This is a genomic window from Spirosoma validum, from assembly GCF_014699035.1.
Lineage (GTDB): Bacteria > Bacteroidota > Bacteroidia > Cytophagales > Spirosomataceae > Spirosoma > Spirosoma validum.
Window position 1 is genome coordinate 497,252 of the sequence record NZ_JACXAA010000002.1, and the last position, 16,521, is coordinate 513,772.

20 protein-coding genes are annotated in these 16,521 nt (G+C 45.8%); 15 read left to right on the forward strand and 5 right to left on the reverse strand.

Going from position 1 to position 16,521, the window contains the following annotated elements; genetic code table 11:
- Positions 1–141: 141 nt before the first annotated feature.
- Together IC230_RS06915 and IC230_RS06920 are read left to right on the forward strand one after the other, a co-directional pair.
- Positions 142–1,287, forward strand: coding sequence for a DUF6371 domain-containing protein (locus tag IC230_RS06915; protein ID WP_191038243.1), 1,146 nt, complete (start codon positions 142–144; stop codon positions 1,285–1,287).
- 187 nt (positions 1,288–1,474) lie between these two features.
- Positions 1,475–2,068 carry a terminase gene (locus IC230_RS06920; protein WP_223860396.1) on the forward strand — a complete coding sequence of 198 codons (594 nt, stop codon included), beginning with the start codon at positions 1,475–1,477 and terminating at the stop codon, positions 2,066–2,068.
- Between the two features lie 120 nt (positions 2,069–2,188).
- Here the strand turns inward: IC230_RS06920 and IC230_RS06925 are convergent, their stop codons facing one another.
- Positions 2,189–2,425: a hypothetical protein gene (locus tag IC230_RS06925; RefSeq protein WP_191038244.1), complete on the reverse strand. Its 237-nt coding sequence runs from the start codon at positions 2,423–2,425 to the stop codon at positions 2,189–2,191.
- 290 nt (positions 2,426–2,715) lie between these two features.
- Positions 2,716–3,357, reverse strand: coding sequence for a hypothetical protein (locus IC230_RS06930; protein ID WP_191038245.1), 642 nt, complete (start codon positions 3,355–3,357; stop codon positions 2,716–2,718).
- A gap of 103 nt (positions 3,358–3,460) precedes the next feature.
- Between IC230_RS06930 and IC230_RS06935 the strand changes: the two genes are divergently transcribed.
- The 3 genes from IC230_RS06935 to IC230_RS06945 all read left to right on the forward strand — a co-directional run bounded on the left by IC230_RS06935 (position 3,461) and on the right by IC230_RS06945 (position 7,191).
- Positions 3,461–3,937, forward strand: a complete 477-nt coding sequence (locus IC230_RS06935; protein WP_191038246.1) for a pepsin/retropepsin-like aspartic protease family protein — start codon at positions 3,461–3,463, stop codon at positions 3,935–3,937.
- A gap of 170 nt (positions 3,938–4,107) precedes the next feature.
- Positions 4,108–5,361, forward strand: coding sequence for a pentapeptide repeat-containing protein (locus IC230_RS06940; RefSeq protein ID WP_191038247.1), 1,254 nt, complete (start codon positions 4,108–4,110; stop codon positions 5,359–5,361).
- A 108-nt stretch (positions 5,362–5,469) separates the two neighbouring features.
- A complete protein-coding gene (locus tag IC230_RS06945; RefSeq protein WP_191038248.1) occupies positions 5,470–7,191 on the forward strand; it encodes a hypothetical protein in 1,722 nt (573 codons plus the stop codon).
- A 35-nt stretch (positions 7,192–7,226) separates the two neighbouring features.
- Here IC230_RS06945 and IC230_RS06950 read toward each other — a convergent pair whose 3' ends face one another.
- The gene (locus IC230_RS06950) at positions 7,227–7,427 is read right to left on the reverse strand and encodes a hypothetical protein (RefSeq protein ID WP_191038249.1); all 201 of its coding nucleotides are present in this window, start codon (positions 7,425–7,427) and stop codon (positions 7,227–7,229) included.
- A 262-nt stretch (positions 7,428–7,689) separates the two neighbouring features.
- Between IC230_RS06950 and IC230_RS06955 the strand changes: the two genes are divergently transcribed.
- Positions 7,690–8,577 carry an AbiTii domain-containing protein gene (locus IC230_RS06955; RefSeq protein ID WP_191038250.1) on the forward strand — a complete coding sequence of 296 codons (888 nt, stop codon included), beginning with the start codon at positions 7,690–7,692 and terminating at the stop codon, positions 8,575–8,577.
- A gap of 94 nt (positions 8,578–8,671) precedes the next feature.
- On the opposite strand, the gene IC230_RS06960 is transcribed toward IC230_RS06955, so the two are convergent.
- Both IC230_RS06960 and IC230_RS06965 read right to left on the reverse strand, forming a co-directional pair.
- Positions 8,672–9,658: a DUF2971 domain-containing protein gene (locus IC230_RS06960; protein ID WP_191038251.1), complete on the reverse strand. Its 987-nt coding sequence runs from the start codon at positions 9,656–9,658 to the stop codon at positions 8,672–8,674.
- A gap of 207 nt (positions 9,659–9,865) precedes the next feature.
- On the reverse strand, positions 9,866–10,909 hold the full coding sequence (locus IC230_RS06965; RefSeq protein WP_191038252.1) for a hypothetical protein: 1,044 nt from the start codon (positions 10,907–10,909) through the stop codon (positions 9,866–9,868).
- 151 nt (positions 10,910–11,060) lie between these two features.
- Here IC230_RS06965 and IC230_RS06970 point away from each other — a divergent pair, with 151 nt between their 5' ends.
- The 9 genes from IC230_RS06970 to IC230_RS07010 all read left to right on the forward strand — a co-directional run bounded on the left by IC230_RS06970 (position 11,061) and on the right by IC230_RS07010 (position 16,479).
- Complete coding sequence (locus IC230_RS06970) at positions 11,061–12,563, forward strand: PKD domain-containing protein (protein ID WP_191038253.1); 1,503 nt, start codon at positions 11,061–11,063, stop codon at positions 12,561–12,563.
- Between the two features lie 138 nt (positions 12,564–12,701).
- Positions 12,702–12,914, forward strand: a complete 213-nt coding sequence (locus IC230_RS06975; protein ID WP_191038254.1) for a helix-turn-helix domain-containing protein — start codon at positions 12,702–12,704, stop codon at positions 12,912–12,914.
- 202 nt (positions 12,915–13,116) lie between these two features.
- Positions 13,117–13,608: a hypothetical protein gene (locus IC230_RS06980; RefSeq protein WP_191038255.1), complete on the forward strand. Its 492-nt coding sequence runs from the start codon at positions 13,117–13,119 to the stop codon at positions 13,606–13,608.
- A 12-nt stretch (positions 13,609–13,620) separates the two neighbouring features.
- Positions 13,621–13,941: a hypothetical protein gene (locus tag IC230_RS06985; RefSeq protein WP_191038256.1), complete on the forward strand. Its 321-nt coding sequence runs from the start codon at positions 13,621–13,623 to the stop codon at positions 13,939–13,941.
- A complete protein-coding gene (locus IC230_RS06990) occupies positions 13,934–14,341 on the forward strand; it encodes a hypothetical protein (RefSeq protein ID WP_191038257.1) in 408 nt (135 codons plus the stop codon). Before IC230_RS06985 ends, IC230_RS06990 begins: the two co-directional genes overlap by 8 nt.
- Complete coding sequence (locus IC230_RS06995) at positions 14,338–14,658, forward strand: hypothetical protein (RefSeq protein ID WP_191038258.1); 321 nt, start codon at positions 14,338–14,340, stop codon at positions 14,656–14,658. The genes IC230_RS06990 and IC230_RS06995 overlap by 4 nt, the downstream gene beginning before the upstream one ends.
- Positions 14,651–15,667, forward strand: a complete 1,017-nt coding sequence (locus IC230_RS07000) for an antA/AntB antirepressor family protein (protein WP_191038259.1) — start codon at positions 14,651–14,653, stop codon at positions 15,665–15,667. The genes IC230_RS06995 and IC230_RS07000 overlap by 8 nt, the downstream gene beginning before the upstream one ends.
- Before the next feature lie 3 nt (positions 15,668–15,670).
- On the forward strand, positions 15,671–16,051 hold the full coding sequence (locus IC230_RS07005; protein WP_191038260.1) for a LytTR family DNA-binding domain-containing protein: 381 nt from the start codon (positions 15,671–15,673) through the stop codon (positions 16,049–16,051).
- Entirely contained in the window at positions 16,048–16,479 is a 432-nt protein-coding gene (locus IC230_RS07010) for a YopX family protein (RefSeq protein ID WP_191038261.1), read from the forward strand. The genes IC230_RS07005 and IC230_RS07010 overlap by 4 nt, the downstream gene beginning before the upstream one ends.
- The last annotated feature ends 42 nt before the right edge of the window (positions 16,480–16,521 follow it).

Sequence of the window (16,521 nt, forward strand, 5' to 3'; positions counted from 1 at the left end):
CGCCCCTATATATAGGGGGCGTTTAAGGTGATTAAGGTGATTGATTGGATCACCTTAATTAAGGCGATCAAGGTAGTTAAGGTGATTAAGGTGATTGGCAGCTAAACCGATCCATTCAGAACTGACAGCATAACCGATTTGATGACGGCTCACACAACAACCCTGCGTTACAAACTCCCCAAAAAGGCCGTCAAATCCGACTGTCCGGATTGTGGCCCTCGTCACCGGCGAACGCTCAGTCGCTACGTTGATACGCGGACCGGCGAGCCGCTTCCGGAAAGCTACGGCCGGTGCGATCGGGAAAGTAACTGCGGCTATCACCTGAGTCCCTATCAAAAAAGCCCATCCGGCCTGAGCTACGCCGATGAGCTTTACCAGATCTGGAAAGAAGATCAGCAGCGAGCGGTGCCCAGGATCTTAACCACCCGTCAGCCTAAAGTCGTAACCGCTCACCAACCTCAACCGGTTGAACGGGTGGTTTACTCGATTCCGGAGGAAGTGTTCAAGAAAACCCAGGGCCATTATGAGCGTAATCAGTTTGCCAAACTGCTGCAACGCCATTTCGGGGCATCGATTGCGGCCGACTTACTGAGCCGGTTTCAGATCGGTACGTCGAGCCGCTGGGAAGGGGCCTGCGTATTCTGGTACGTTGATGAGCAAAACCGTAAACGGGGTGGACAAATCAAACTGTTTGGCGAAGACTGGCATACGGTCAAATACGTCGATCGGGAGGGCCGAAAACGTAGCAAAACCAGTTGGGTGCATGCGGCCCTGAAGTATCGATTACAGAAAGCGGGGCCAATACCCCCTTGGCTGATCGACTACGAACAGCAGGCCGAATGCTCGCCCTGTCTGTTTGGTTTGCCTCAGCTCAAGACGGAGCCGACCGGTAAACCCGTGGCCATCGTCGAAGCGCCCAAAACGGCCGTGCTGTGCAGCTACTATTTCCCACACTTCATCTGGCTGGCCGCTGGTGGCAAATCGTACCTAAATGCCGAACGGTTGGCCCCCATCAAAAACCGCAAGATCGTTCTGTTCCCAGATGTGAACGCCTATTATGATCTAATCAATGACAAAGGGCAGACAAACCGGGGCTGGGAGAATAAAGTCCAGCAGTTACAAGCGGACGGGTTTGCCGTTACTATCTCCAGCTATCTGGAGGAGCTGGCCAGTGAGCCCGAGAAAGAAGATGGGATGGACCTGGCCGATTACCTGCTGAAGCAGTGGAACGGTTATCCGCCTGATTGGGATGATCCCTTACTGACTGATACTTTGCCCACGAGGTGAGTTTCAGGAGCCAGGAAGATAAACCAGGTTTAGCCCCAAACTAAGTACATGCACCCCTAAACGCGCACGCGCTTGCGTGAAACCCAATCAGAAAAACGCCTTTTCTAGCTAAGTAGAGATTTTTCGGAGCTTATTCCGTGCGCATGCATGGCTTTGCTGAATCACCGCAAATAGTGTAGTTTTAATTATGAAAAAGGGAGCTAAACACGATCCGGCATCAAAGCACAAAATTGCCCAGTCAATGCGGGGCCGACGTAACGCCGTCGGCAACAAGGGCGGTCAGCCTGGCCGCTATCAACCCGAGTACGCCCGGCTGGTGTATCACTACTGTTTGCTAGGAGCCGTCGACCAGCAGCTGGCCGAGTTCTTTTCCATCAGTCTGCGCACGCTGCACCATTGGAAAAAGCGTCACGTTGAGTTTTCCGAGTCAGTTAAAGCCGGGAAATCCATTGCCGACGCCAAAGTAGCCAAGGCCCTCTACCAACTGGCCATTGGCTATTCGCACCCCGATACGTATATCTCGGTTTATAACGGGCAGGTCGTACTCACGCCGACGATCAAGCATTACCCACCCAACGTCACGGCGGCAATCTTCTGGCTTAAAAACCGGCAATCAGCTCACTGGAGCGAACGACCCAAAACTGATTCGTCAAGGCCTGCTCAGGTGTACATCCGTCGGGAAGAAACCACCGGTGATATCGTCATCGATCGCTACGATGACGGCTCGTGGGTTGACCAACTGGAAAAGCAGCTGAGTGAGCCCGTCCCGAGCGATTTTTGACAAAAAGGCCCTTTCCAGCCAATTGAAGAGTTTTCGCAGTCAGGTACGCGCGGGGAGTGAATGGGATGAGCTAACGGTTTTATTGGCATCAATTCGCACGTATGTACGGCCCCTTGCTAATCAACTAACGATGTGGTAGAACGCTTTGGCCGCATCGATCTCAGCCTGGCAGCGTTTAAGAATCTTTTCGTGATTCTGCCAGACAGCGGCTTGCTGACCAGGCGTTTTGCGGTCCAGCATGGCAATATCGATCAAGTGCTGTAGCAGCGCTTCGAGTTGAGTCAGGGGAATCACAATAACCGGCTCACCGACGTAATGGCGTCTAATGGGTTTGGGCAGTTGCTTAGAGCGGGGCATTCCGGAAAGGTACGGTAGGTAAGCGAAGATAGCCTGTTTTACTCGATTCTTCGCTGGTAGTTGGTCGAACGATTGCTAGGGGGCTAAATAAGGCCCCAAACGTGGCGATGGTGAGGTTAACTAGTCATAAGTAATCTTCCTTAGGTTCAATACAGATTGAGTCTTAGGGGAGCTTTATTTTGTCGCAGCCTCTTACTGGTTTTCCCTGAGTCTACCAGTACGAATTTCAACGACCAAACGCATGATTCGTGGCTGGGCATCTAGCTTCCTTTGATTGATACGTATAGCAGTCACCCCACTGTCAGTTGAACAGGAGGCAGTGAAATACAGCACTTATCCAATCCGGTGAATTCTAACCTGGTTCGGAGTCGTTTTAAATCTTCAACATACATCGTCTTCTTGACCATCAAGGTTTTTGCTGTTATACAAATCGCCTTACGTATTGACGGTGTTTGCAGAATAGCCAAAGTTGCCCCCCAAAATGATTGAACATTGCTAAAGTATATATCGTCAAAATTGACAGCCTCGTAGTCAATCAGATCGTATAGAATTCTAGCTACTTTGTTGAAATCATGGCCACCAGCCAAATTGCCTCTATTCTCATAAAATTCATTCACAATATCAAATTTAGGCGATAGCTCACAGGATTCTTCAACGGCGAACCCGGCCAGAATTCGTACGATATGCCGGCTTTGCCTATGCTTATCTTGCAGAGATTTGATGTCAGCTCTTTCAATATCTGAAGGAACGTCATTGTATCCCGATGAATCGTCTTTTCTAACTATTGAGATAGCAACAGGGATATCATTCAGCGGTTTGTCATAATAGCTCACAGTTATCCCTTCACATTCATAACCTGTGATAGCTATAACCAAATGTGCGGCTTCATGCATAGCCGTTGCCCATAGTTCATTTTTTTCTTTATCTGACATAAGTATACAAGCAGATTGAATGGCCTCCTCGCTCCTAACGATGGGGTCAATTTATGCTCAATAAGTTGCTAACCAAACGTAGTGAATAGGCTATCTTTACTCAATGGAAACTAAGCAAGTTAGCCTGCCACCCGGTGGAATGCTCCGATCCACCAATGACTTACCGACGGACTTATCGCATTCTTCTAGCGGCCGGAAAGTTACGGGTATTCTGAGCCCACTTTGGGGGACGCCTGAACTACTGGTGAATCTGTCCTTTGGAGATAAAACCCTTTCGAACGTATCGGCTATTCTGGATAGTGGTGCGTATCGCTGTATGGTTTCACCCCAGATGGCCCAACAGCTTAATCTAACCCAGGCCGAGGGCCATGCTCAGTATCAAAACCCTGTGTTGGGTACGGTACAAACACCGTTATATTCCATCGGCTTCTCCTTTGCGGGCCTAGATCAAGTCTTCATTTATCAATGCCAGATTATGCCACAGATGTATGAATGGGGCTTACTGTTGGGTACTGAGTTTCTTCGGCAGTGTACACTCCACTACTACGGCAAGGAGCGCTATTTTGAACTGATCGTTTGAGGGAGGGTCAGCTGGGTTTGCCTTAATTATAAATTTCCTTAAGTAAGTTAAGCGGCTGATTCTTTATTATGGCGCCGTTATGTCCAATGGGCTTAGATTGCCACAGGTCATTACGTAAGAGCCGCTACAATTTCGTAGTATTGATTGAGCATTTCTAATCCGATCCGTAGATGGCTGATCAAGCGCTGATTGATATTCTAAAGCAGGGGAGTCAGGTTTGGAATAGGTGGTGGGAAGATAATAATCGACCTAGTGTCGATCTCTCTGAAGCCAATTTGTCCAGAGCACAACTTTCAGGTATCCATCTTTCTGGTGCCAATCTCGCGGGAGCCAACCTTTCCGAAGCTTATCTCCAAGAAGCGTGGCTTGATAGTGCCAATCTCACGGGTGCCAACCTATACATGGCCATGCTTGAGGAAGTTAATTTCTTTCAAGCCAATCTCACGGGTGCCAACTTCATGGCAGCTAATCTCATCGAAGGCTTTTTAAATTACGCTAATCTCACGGGTACTGATTTCACATGTGCTAATCTAGCCGTAGCTAAGCTAAATAGGGCCATTTTAGAAGGAACCATTTTCGTTGAGGCCGACCTCGGCAGTGTTAATCTCGCTTGCTGCGAACTCGCTGGACTCAATTTCGCTGGAGCCAATTTTATGATGGCCCATCTTCAGGGGTCCGATCTTACAGGTGCCAAGCTAACGGGAGCCCAGTTCTATGGAGCTTTTCTCCATGATACCAATCTAACAGGAGCCGATCTAACCGGGGCTGATCTTACTAACGCTATCTTAGTTGATGCCACCATCGAACAGACAGCCTTAACTGGCTGCAAGATTTACGGACTATCGGCTTGGAATTTAAAGGGCACACCTCTAGATCAGTCTAATCTTATTATCACACAAAACTGTGATCCGACCATCACCGTCGATGACCTTGAAGTAGCCCAATTCATTCATCTGCTACTGAATAATAAAAAGGTCCGCAGTGTTATCGATACCATTACGGCAAAGACTGTGTTGATCCTGGGTCGCTTCACGGAAGAACGTAAAGCGGTACTGGATGCCCTCAGAGACGAAATTCGTAAACACAATTACCTACCCATCGTCCACGATGTCGCTGGCCCCGACAACAGAGATATCACCGAAACGGTCTCCACTTTGGCCCATATGGCCAAGTTTGTCATCGCCGACATTACCGATGCTAAAAGTATTCCCCAGGAGTTAATGGCCATTGTGCCCAACCTACCCTCCGTACCCGTTCAACCCTTACTGCTTGCCTCCCAGAATGAATACGGCATGTTTGAGCATTTCAGGCGTTATCCTTGGGTTCTCAACACGTATCTGTATGATAATATAGACAATCTGATCAATTCGATGGAGGAGAGTATCATTCAACCAATCGAAACCTGGCTAGCCAACAATAGGTAATAGTGTTGCCCAGCTAGCTACATTCACATAATGATGGCGTTATAATCTGTATCCAGTCTGAAAAAATCCTCTTTCTATATCTTGTGACCTCATCCACGCTGATTTATCATGAACGCTGATCAGACTTCGCAGAACCCACCTTTACGTCAGCTGACGGCTCAGGAGTTTATTGATGTTCTTACGGAAGTTGATAGGGAGCGGTATGCGGAGTATTATGAAAGAATGATTGATTACCCCATTGATGCCACTATTATTAGAGGGGTTGAAATCACTGATCATGTTAAACTAGATAGTAATATAGAAGTCGCATTACCTCTGTTTATACAAGACAGTGCATTCCACAGGGGAATATCTATAGAAGGTGGCAAATTCATTAATGAACTACAGTTCGACAATGTAGCTATTAACTTCTTGGTAATTAGTGGAGGAATTTTTAATGGAATTGAAATTTTGAGTGGATCTTTTGGATCTACTCGTATTCGAGGGGGCACGTTTAATGGAAATCTGACAATTAAGGATGGCACTTTCAACGATTCTTTCCGAGTAGAAACCAACAGTAGTTTCTCAAGTCATTTTATCGTTAAAGGCGGTACCTTTAATCAGAGTTTTAGCATTGAAGGTGGACTATTCAAGGAAGGTTTTTTGATCGAGGGTGGAAAATTCAATCGTGGGTTTCGGGTTTGGGATGGCACCTTTGACGGCAAATTTGGGATAACAAAAGGTACATTCGACGATGAGTTTCTTATCTCACAAGGGTCGTTTCACAAGGGAATGTCGGTTGGCAACGCTACTTTTAACAAAGAATTTTTGATTGAAGGAGGGACATATAAGGGCGAGGTCAACTTTGGAAGCGGTTATATCTACAGACTTACTATTTGGGATATAGCATCAGCTATTAAGCTAAGAATAGAAGAAAATTGTCGAATCAATAGCTTACAATTTCGTTCGGCAATTCCTAAAGACTCATTTATTCAACTGAGCGGTCAGTTCTACAGCTTGACGTTTAATCATGTACAGAATTTAGGCACTATTGTTCCTACTAAATTGTCGGCTCGCAAGACACCGCTTTACCCGAACGGAAAGCAGCCCGTCATTGCGAAAGATGACGTTTTTGAACAAGGCAGATTACTATCGTACCATGATAATACAGAGAAGCCTCAGATACGAATCGACAGCAGCGATTTAGGTAAGGTTATTTTTATGGGCTGTGACCTATCAGGCTTTGGCCTGCATTTCGACAGCTCTAAAATTACAGATGTCTTTGTAACGGGAACGAAAATGCCCGACAAAATCACGACCGTAGATAAGCATGGAAATAAAGATTATCAACAAAGACAAGTTGGCTACAGTCAGATAAAAAAAATCTACGAAGCTCGTGGTGACCGGGTAGAAGCAAATCGTTACTATGCCAAAGAAATGGAGGCATATTTATCAACGCTCTCATGGTGGAAGTGGAATGACTTCTGGGAAAAATTAAACCTCAACCTTAACAAGTATTCTACGTTTCATGGCCAAAGCTGGCAGAGGGGCCTTGGTACAACTCTACTAATCAGCTCCCTTTTCTACGGCGTTTATTGTTGGATATTAGGCTACTGGCCAGCTTTGCCAATAGACGGTAATCTTGATACGTTCAGCCACGTCGCTTCGTACTTTCTGGAGTTTGTTAATCCAATTCATAAAGCAGATTACGTAGCCGAGCAGCTACTAGGAGAGAAGCCCAAGATCAACGGCTGGGCTAGGGCTACCGAAGGCATCAGCCGCGTTTTCATTGCCTACTTCGTCTACCAACTCATCCAGGCGTTTCGTAAGCATGGGAAAGCCAGCGGGTAATACGTATTAAAGTTGGTCGACGGTGACTACAGTAGTTACACGAGCTGAAAGTTCTCCATAAAGTACGTCTCCGAATGAGCCATGAACTGACCCTTAGCCAGACACCGTAGCCAGCTCCCCACTTTCAGAAAAATGTAGCAATCTTCCCTTCTTACGCTGGTTAGGATTGTAGCTGAACCTTCCGAGTCAAAGCGGGGGGCTTTGCCGCCGTTTTCGAGCAGGAACGTTGTTAGCACTGGTTGTTTGGCGGATTGGGAGTGCAGGCAGGGAAGGGGTTATTTGGGGTGGCAGTGGGGTATTGGTTTCTAGAGTAATATTTTGCAAAAAGAGTGGTTTGCAGGACAATTTCCTATAAAAATATGCCATAGTAGATCTTTGTGCTAATAGTTTGATAACGGTAATTCCTGGCTTTGTAGAGCAACGTTGGCGTGACTAACTTTCGGTAATAGATATATACATGAGTCAGTAGATTATACTGTCCATATTTTAGCCCAGAATATGATTAAGCAGTTGATTGAAGACCTCGCATTCGATAGAATAACGCTTGGTCAAGGCCTGACAAGAGCCAAACTAATTGCTAGTAAAACGCAGAATAGTTCTCTTAGAGAATGGGTTAATCAAGAACTCCAAGGTTATCCTAATGATGATCAGTTACCCGATTACAGAGCCCTTCCATGCCAAACCGAAATCATTATAGGTCTTCCTTTTGGTGGCCAAGATATTATACCCGTTGGAGTTGCAGATCCTACCTTACGAAGATATTATGATGAATACCGTGTGACTGATGGCATAACACATATTGAGTCCACACTGAAAGATCTTACTGACGAAATTAATATTGTAGTACAATTATCTACTCACCTAGCTCGCACGTTAGCAAATCGCTTTCAAAGTAACATAACTGCAAGAGGTGGAGGATTACAAGGGGTAAGGAAACAGTTTCGCAAAGCGAGTTATCAGGAAATAATAGAGTTAACTAAGCAAAAGCTTTTAGATACATTACTTGATCTGTATGAACAATTTCCCAACTTAGAAAACGAATTTATGGCTACTAAGGAAAACCTAAATAAGGTAGAAAACATTGTCAATAACCATATCTGGGGTAATAATAATCCAGTAAACGTAGCAACTGGGCAAAACGTTGTCCAAAAGGATATAACCAACAATATCGGCTTCAGCGATTACTCAAAGCTTGAAAGCCTTGGTGTTCAAAAAGAAGAAATTGACGACCTGAAGGAGATTGTAAAAGATAACCAAGGGGATAAATCTGTCCTTAAAGAAAAAGTAATGAAATGGGTTATTCCTGTGGTAACGGGTGTAACATCTCGTGGACTGTATGATTATGCTCCTCAAATTATGGAATTCGCTAAAAAGCTTGTAGAGTAAGCACCATCGTATTTTTCTTGACTAACCTAACTTTTAGAAAGGCTGATGGCACTATTTCTCCTATGGTTTCCCGATTCAATATATTAGAATATTGTCAAGCAGACTGTGCACCATTTACTTTCAGTTCTTGTAATTCAACTGCGTATTTACCTGAAACAGGGTTAGCTAAGTAAAAACTAACGTTTGGGTAAGCTGATTCTCGTACTATCGACACAATTTCCTGTCGATTAGCTTCGCTGCATTTCATTCCAAAAATGATCTTTGTTAGCGCCTTTTTATTATAGTTGATTTTCCTCTTCTCTTCCGAATTTAGGCCCACCTGATAGATTCTGAGTTCCTTCTCGTATTGCCAGTCGACAGCTTTGGCGAAGGTCATATTACCAATAGCAATTTCCGGCTCTTCATTAAAATCGGTTTTAAAGAACGTATCAGTATAATATACATCCAATGCTGAATGAATAAGCTTATCTGCATTGTAGTCAAACTCAATACACACGCCCTTGTGGTTATAGGCGTAATGGGACCACATCAAAATATTTGTGTAACTTCTGGAAAAACATGATATGCCAACGTTCCCTACAGCTTCCTCAAAGGCATTTTTATAGTGTTCCTTAATTTCTTGAATTTGATCAGAGGTGATGTCACTAACATTAAATTGCCCTAACTTTTTTAGATAAACTGTGTATTGATGGTCGCTGCCGACAAAATCTACTAGCTTGGTTGAACAGTCAAAGGGATCATTAAAATTAGATGGGTTATTAAAATATAAATAATTGTTTTTCAGTGAGTTGAGAAAGTGTGAATTGATTGTGGAGTATTTGTAGATGAAATCAGGGATGCCGATCTTTTTCCTAATTGCTTCAATCTCTTTCAATACGTCCAATTGTTTGGTTAAAGGCATTTTATTAATAGAACCGGTCGTTTTTGACTGTGAGCTGTCTGTTCTTGCATTAAGATCAATCTTGCCGATTACTTTCAATCCTGGTAAGCCGGTAGGTATTGGACTTGAGGTTGACTTATTGTCAGGTGAGAAGTTTTTAATCAGCGATGGGGTATTGCACCTTTTTGCTAGAAACTCCAACTGTTCCTGATTGACTTGTTAGTTAGGATTAATTTCAACACTGTATCCACCTTCTCGCAGGATTTTAACGACACTTGATAGTCCTTTACTTAATAGCTTAGCGACTAAGCTCAAACGCATTGAATTGGATGACATGCTACTGTTATTCTTGATTTGAGCAAAAAGTTAATGATTAAAGAAACTCGCTTTGCTATAGGATTATGTGACTCACTTCGCTAGTTGCGGAAGTAAGTGTCGTATGCCGTCAAGAATCAATGGTGTGTATTCATTTGATACGGCATCCATTAGTAGGGTCTCGATCATTTGCAGAGCTTTACCGATGAGACTAAAATTGGGCTCAGCTTTAGCCACCTGCCGTTCAACTACTTCTACTTGATGAATGGCCTCTTCTTTGGTATCGGACTCCAGCGTATCTATTTTATCAAGCAGATCCTTGATCTGGGTGGTCAACTTTTGCAATTCATCTTTTAACGTTTCTGGCGTCGAAACCCTAACGCTATTACTTCGATTTGCGGTGGCCTTCAAAAATGAATTGTTGCCCGTATTGATAATATTCCCATGCCCTGAATTATTGAAATTATATGAAATAAAAGGCTGTTGGCTTTTGTTCTCTTGCTCTCTCTTTTCGAGTAATTTCTTGAATCCCCCCTCTTCCTTTATTAGGTGAGTGTAGTTATTTCTAAATAGTGCTGGTCTATTTAGGAAAGGCTTCTTTTGAAATGCGCCAGACGCTACATTATACATTTCTTCTAACAGCAAGTCTATCCGAGCTTGATCTACATCTTTGAAGGCGGGAATATTTTGTTTGATGTGATTGGAATGCCCTTGATTAGTGGTCAAAATGTGACTAAGAATTAAATCGAACGCTTCATATTTTTCAATTGACACAGGATTGCCAATTGACTTATAAGGGCTAATGCTCGTCACTAACAGATTTTCATCTTTATCATTCTCTTGAAAAAAGTCTCGAATTGTTTTTTTTGAACGTAAAATAGTACGTCCGCCACTATCTAAGTAAAGGGTCTTATATCCCCCTGGGACACTATTGGGCGTCCAACCATCCGTGATTGAGCAAATGTTATTCTTGGTTAGAATATCCTCATACGTTCGACAATCCAAATCTTCAGGACTCCCGTGGGACGGAAATTCTTGATAGCCGTACAGAATTTCTGGGATTGTACCTATTGACGTCTTGGCTAAGGCACCAATAATCTTATCTAAGTTTTCAATATCCTGTTCAGAGTAGTCCATACTATTTATAAGTATGATTCTATTAGATATACTATGTTTTGTCGCTTCAGTTGAGCAGTACAGATCCTATGTTTACATACGATCTCAATCAGTAGCTTGCTGATAAGGCTCGCTTTGTCGATTAAGCTGTAACAATATTCAACCACACCATATGAAATCAACCTTTACCCTCCTGTTCTGCCTCGCTTTCCTCTTTAATAGCTGCTCGCCTAAAGAAACACCCCGACCAGCGCCCAAAGCCGTCTTCAACTGGTCTAGCTCCGGTAATGGAATAATTCAATTTACTGATCAATCGACCGAAGCTGATAGTTACGTATGGAACTTTGGGGACGGATCGCCAACTAGTACTGAGAAAAGCCCCAAGCATACCTTTGAGAAGAACGCAAAGTACACGGTTACGCTGAGCGTTAAGAATCCGACGGCCGGTGATCAGACTAGCAAGGATGTCGAGGTCTCGTCCTTTGCGGCTCCGGTGGCCAGCTTTACAATGACATCAGGCGAAGATGGCCAAATGACTTTCACCAATACGTCGACCAATGCGCTGAGCTACTCCTGGGATTTAGGAAATGGTAGCGAAAGCTCCAGTGTATCCCCATCTGTAAAATATACCGAAAACAAGAAGTACACCGTCACACTAACGGCTGCCGGTAAAGGTGGGGCAGTTAAGACCAGTCGAGAGATCGAGATAGGCAACGTAAAACCGATTGTAGATTTCACCTGGACGAATTCAAATGGCCAAGTAACCTTCAACAACAAAACTAAGAATGCGGATTCGTACAGCTGGGACTTTGGCAACGGGAATGTGTCTACGGAGGCCAGTCCTGTATATAAATACACAAGATCGGGCTCGTACAATGTTAAGCTAACGGCAAAGGGAAAGGGGGGTGAAGTTTCAAAAACAACCAGCATTTTAATCCCAGCTCTTTACTTGAGCCTTGCCGATGTTGTTGATGACCCCGGGTTGGTTAATTTTTTGCCAGGCGTATGGGGGGCATTTGTGAAAGGTGAAGGAAAAAAATATGATAATTATACCTACGAATTTTCCAAAGCCAGTAATATAATGAATTACAAAAACACATATAATCCTTATGTGTATATTGATGATATTCAAACGACTAGCTTAGTTTATCAATTCGGGATTGTTGATAAGGTAATTTCCGTAGATGGGTCGGTCGGTAAGACGAATAAGTACGCCAGATTTCAACCCATATCTGACGATGAGATGAGGCTGTTTCGAATTATAGAAACAGCTACCTCCTATACTGAATTACTGCCTATTATTTTAACCCGAACCAGTAATCTTGAAAAAGAAGCGGCCGCTGTCGTTAATTCGCCTGCTCTACTTGCTACCTTAAAAGGTGTCTGGGATCAAGGTTCGTATTCTATTTATACTGATGTGTTCTTTGACTTTTCAGCAGGCAAAAACTATTACAGTTACAATTCGAGCTTTCAGGGAGCTAAAAGCATCGATAAATATGAGTACAAGATCGATGCAAACAACGTATTGAGCTACCGGAGGTGGAACAGCAGTTTTGACCCCGCCTGGAAGAAGTACAAAGTCGAGGTCGTTTCTACTTCCATGCTCAAGCTGTATAGTGTTGATGCCAACGGGAAGGCGAGTAGTCAGGCCGATTATACATTACAGAAGAGATAGTTGGCAAAACAATGTGCTTAGGTTAACGGCTATACAGACCTTTTACTCATAAATGCACTTTTCCTGACCATTCGTGGTGTATGTTGTCTGCTCGATAAGAGTGATTACTATTTTTACATCATTCACAGCACAGATGCCATGTCAGATATAGCAGAACAAGTCGGAGAACTCATTAAGCAAACTCGGAAAGAAAAAGGTCTAACTCAGAAGGAATTAGGAGAGAAGATTGGAGTATCTGAATCAATGATCAATAAGTATGAAAGTGGGAAACAAAATCCAACAATAGCAACTCTTTCGAAAATCATCGAAGCATTAGGAGTACGCTTAAAAATCAGTGTTGAGAAGAGATAAAAAATTTACCCTCAAACTTGAATAGCTATTCAAGTTTATGTAATATTGTATTGTCAATAAGGAGCAGAAAAGGCGAAATAGTACCGGGGAGGTTGCCCGCTGGACCGTATGTAACGAGTTGACTATCAATAAAAAACCCCAATGCTAGAGTTTCTCAGGCCATAGCAAAGGGGCATGTATAACATCAAACCTCTCAGTTAAAATGTCTACGGAGCAAAACTACGTGGGTAGGGCGAACTACGCAAATTCCCCTGTGCCAACGGTTACCCAAATTCTACAAACGGCCATAAATGCCGTCCCATCGGTCGAAAATCGACCATCAGCCCATTTTTCTTACTCTCGCTACCTGATTGACCAACTTTGTCAGGAAGGGCGTATTACTCCCCTTGAGCGGCCCCAGGCTGGCATTGCCACCACTCAGGACGACAGCATGAGCCCCAGGCTACCCGAAGGCGTTGACTTTATAGCCGTGACGGTACAGCCCGTCCAGTATCATACCCTTATCGGGAAGGTCGTAGCCGTGACCGTTAAAGCTGACCGGTTCGCTTTTTACTTAGGCCGCGTGGTGTGTATTACCCCTCATTACGTTCGGGTTAGCCGCGATAACGCGGAATGGTCCGACCGCATCGAAAGCCGGTCGGTGATTGCCAGTATGGCGCGGGTGGTGTCGGTTTTGGAAGTCGCGGTTAACTAAGGAGGGCAAGCTATGAAACAGACGACTCTTTTGCCCGAGGATCGGCACGAACTAGAAGCGGCCTTTCACAAAGCACAAACCAAACTGCTTGACACCGTTGACGCTTATTTTGGCGAACGTCACGGCCTGACCTCTACGGAGGCTATCAATGAACTCCTGTTTTTGTGGTTAACCACACCCTCGACGGTGCTGACTACCAAGTCTACTCAGAATGTATTGCAACTGACTCTGGATCTAACCTCGCTGCTGGCTGAGCTGCAAACCCAGCTAACGGATCTGACCTTTCTGAAAGACCAGATCGAAAAATGCAAAGAGGAGGTGAGCCATGAGTAAACACCGTGTTCACCCCCTAAGCTACCAGACCCAACAGTTAATGCTGGGCTGGCTGGTCAGCAACGGCGATCTGACCGAAAAGGAGGCTAAGTACTGCTTTATCTGTCCGGTAACCGACGATAAAATGGCCCCACAACTGCGGGTTGGTGGCTTGTACGTGTGCCGCTCAACGCCCCCCGCCTGGCATTCGGATTTGGTGGGTAAAGTGGTGGATGTGTGGCTGGTCGATGAAGCGGATAAGCCCTTAGATCGTCACGTAGTAGGCCGTCTGACAGCTATTGACAGCGAGCGGCTTTATCTGAGTTATGACGATGAGGCTTTTGCTCCTTCCCAGATTGAGCGTAGTCAGGCGGCCAATGTATCACTTGTGCTGTTGGTCCTAAACCGTCCTGTTGTATGACCACTACCCACACCACCACCCAGCAGCGTATCGAGCAGCAACTAGCCGAATACGACCGCACCATCAACGCCTTTGTCAGCGTCGATGAAGGATCTACTGAAACCGTTCGGGCGCTGTGTACCACGCTCGAACAGTGGGTACTGACCGAATACAAAAAAGAAGCCCGCGTCAGTACCGATGAAGACATGCGATTTCACGACGTGGTCATTTGCCGAATGCTGCGCATGATTGAGCTGGTCGTGACCCTTGAGGCAAAAATCAACTACGAACGGAACTGGAAAAGCTACTTAGTCGAAAAGGAGGTGAATCGTGACTGAGCTGATCAGCATTACCACTAATGAGCAAGGCGTGTCGATAGTCTCCGCTCGCGAGTTATTCGAGTTTCTGGGTCTTGATAAAACTCACTGGTCCCGCTGGTCCAAGAAGAACATTGTCGATAACCCATTTGCTTCAGAAGGAACCGATTGGACGGGGTTCGCCATCATGGCGAACGGTAACCAGACCAGTGATTACGCCATTTCAATTGACTTCGCCAAAAAGCTTTCGATGAAAGCGCCGACCGAAAAAGGCGAGCAAGTTCGGCAGTATTTCATCGAAGCCGAGAAAGCCCTGCGTAAACTGTCCGCTCCGGCCGCTTTGCCCGCTGATCTAACCCTCCTGAACCTGATCAGTCAGCAAACCCAGCTACTGACCGGGCAAGCGCAATTGATCACCCAACTGCGCGCCGACGTTGACCAGATCAATCGGGGAACCAGGCCCATACAACCTGCACCGGTTAGAGCTCTCCCAACTTCCAGTTCGCCCGGCCACAACGCTCAGCTTCGGGAGCGGTTTCTGAGCCTGATCAGCAACTATTGCGCGTATCACCAGGCCGACTTTGCTAGTACCTACAACTATCTGTACCGACGCATGCACGACGTATACGGGGTGAACGTGCACCGATTAAACCGCGCCGGCAATGAAAGCCTGCTGGATACCATCGAGCGCTACGGACGACTGGCGGATCTCTACAAGCTGGCCAGTAACGAGCTGATCTACCTGGAGGAAAAACCAGTCAGGCTCGTTAAGCACACTCTGGACAACATAACCGACGAGCAGCGCCAGGCGATCTTTCGGCGCGCGTTCCTTCTGGATGAGTCGCTACTGTACGCTCAGCTGCGGGCCAACCTGATGGAAGCCTCGGAGATCGTTGGTGTGCCGCTGGCTAAAACCCGGGCCGAGGTCTTTATCACAAGGGCGGTGAATCTGGGCTATTTGCTTAAACACCGCAATCCGGGCCAGCGCTACGAATGCTACCGACTCAACCAGCAGCGATTTCCGATCTGAGCCATGAGAAGTGCAATAACAACCTACGCGCCGGGAGTAGAAGCTGCTCCCGGCCGTAGTCTGCCAGTGATCATCGACCGGTTGCCCCGGCTGGTTCTACTAGCGAGTGTTGTCCGGATTGAGGCTGTGGGCAGTCGCTGCCAGGTCTGCACTCAGGACGGCCGGTTGTACCCCGTTGCGGGGACGCTGGTTAGTTTGGCCCGGCTGGTGCCCCACTTCTGGCAGCCACACCGTTCGCACCTGGTCAACCCCGCTTACGTGTGTTGCCTGCCGGGCTCGGTACGTCATCAGGGCCGGTTGCTGCTGAAGATTGGCGGGTGGGTTCCCGTCTCCCGTCGGCGTAAGGAGGCTATTTACCAGCGGCTTAAACAGCTTTCAGCATGAATGATCGATTAGTGGCTTTTCGAGTGTGGCACAAGCCGACTCGGACCATGTACCCCGCTGAAAGCTTTAACGATCGGTTTGTTTATCTGCCTTGGATGGTGAGCAAAGCCCAGTTGGTTCCTCGCTGTTTGATACGTACTGAGTGCGTGATATTGCAGTTTACAGGCGTCTATGATGCGAAGGGGACAATGATCTTCGAGGGGGACATCCTCTATTGGCGTCATTACGGTGAGAGCGAGAACAAAGTGTATGTATCGTGGAATACGGTTGTCTTTCAAAAGGGCGCGTTCGGCGAATTAGACGGGGACGACGATTTAGTAACGTTCTATGGCTCAAAAACAGAGACAGTAGTCGTGGGCAACGTGTTTGAAAACCGGGTTATGCTGGACACATGTAGGGCTAAGCATTCATTAATCTTCACAGAATAATTATGATAAGGCTTAATTAGCACAAAGGAGCACCGTACGGAT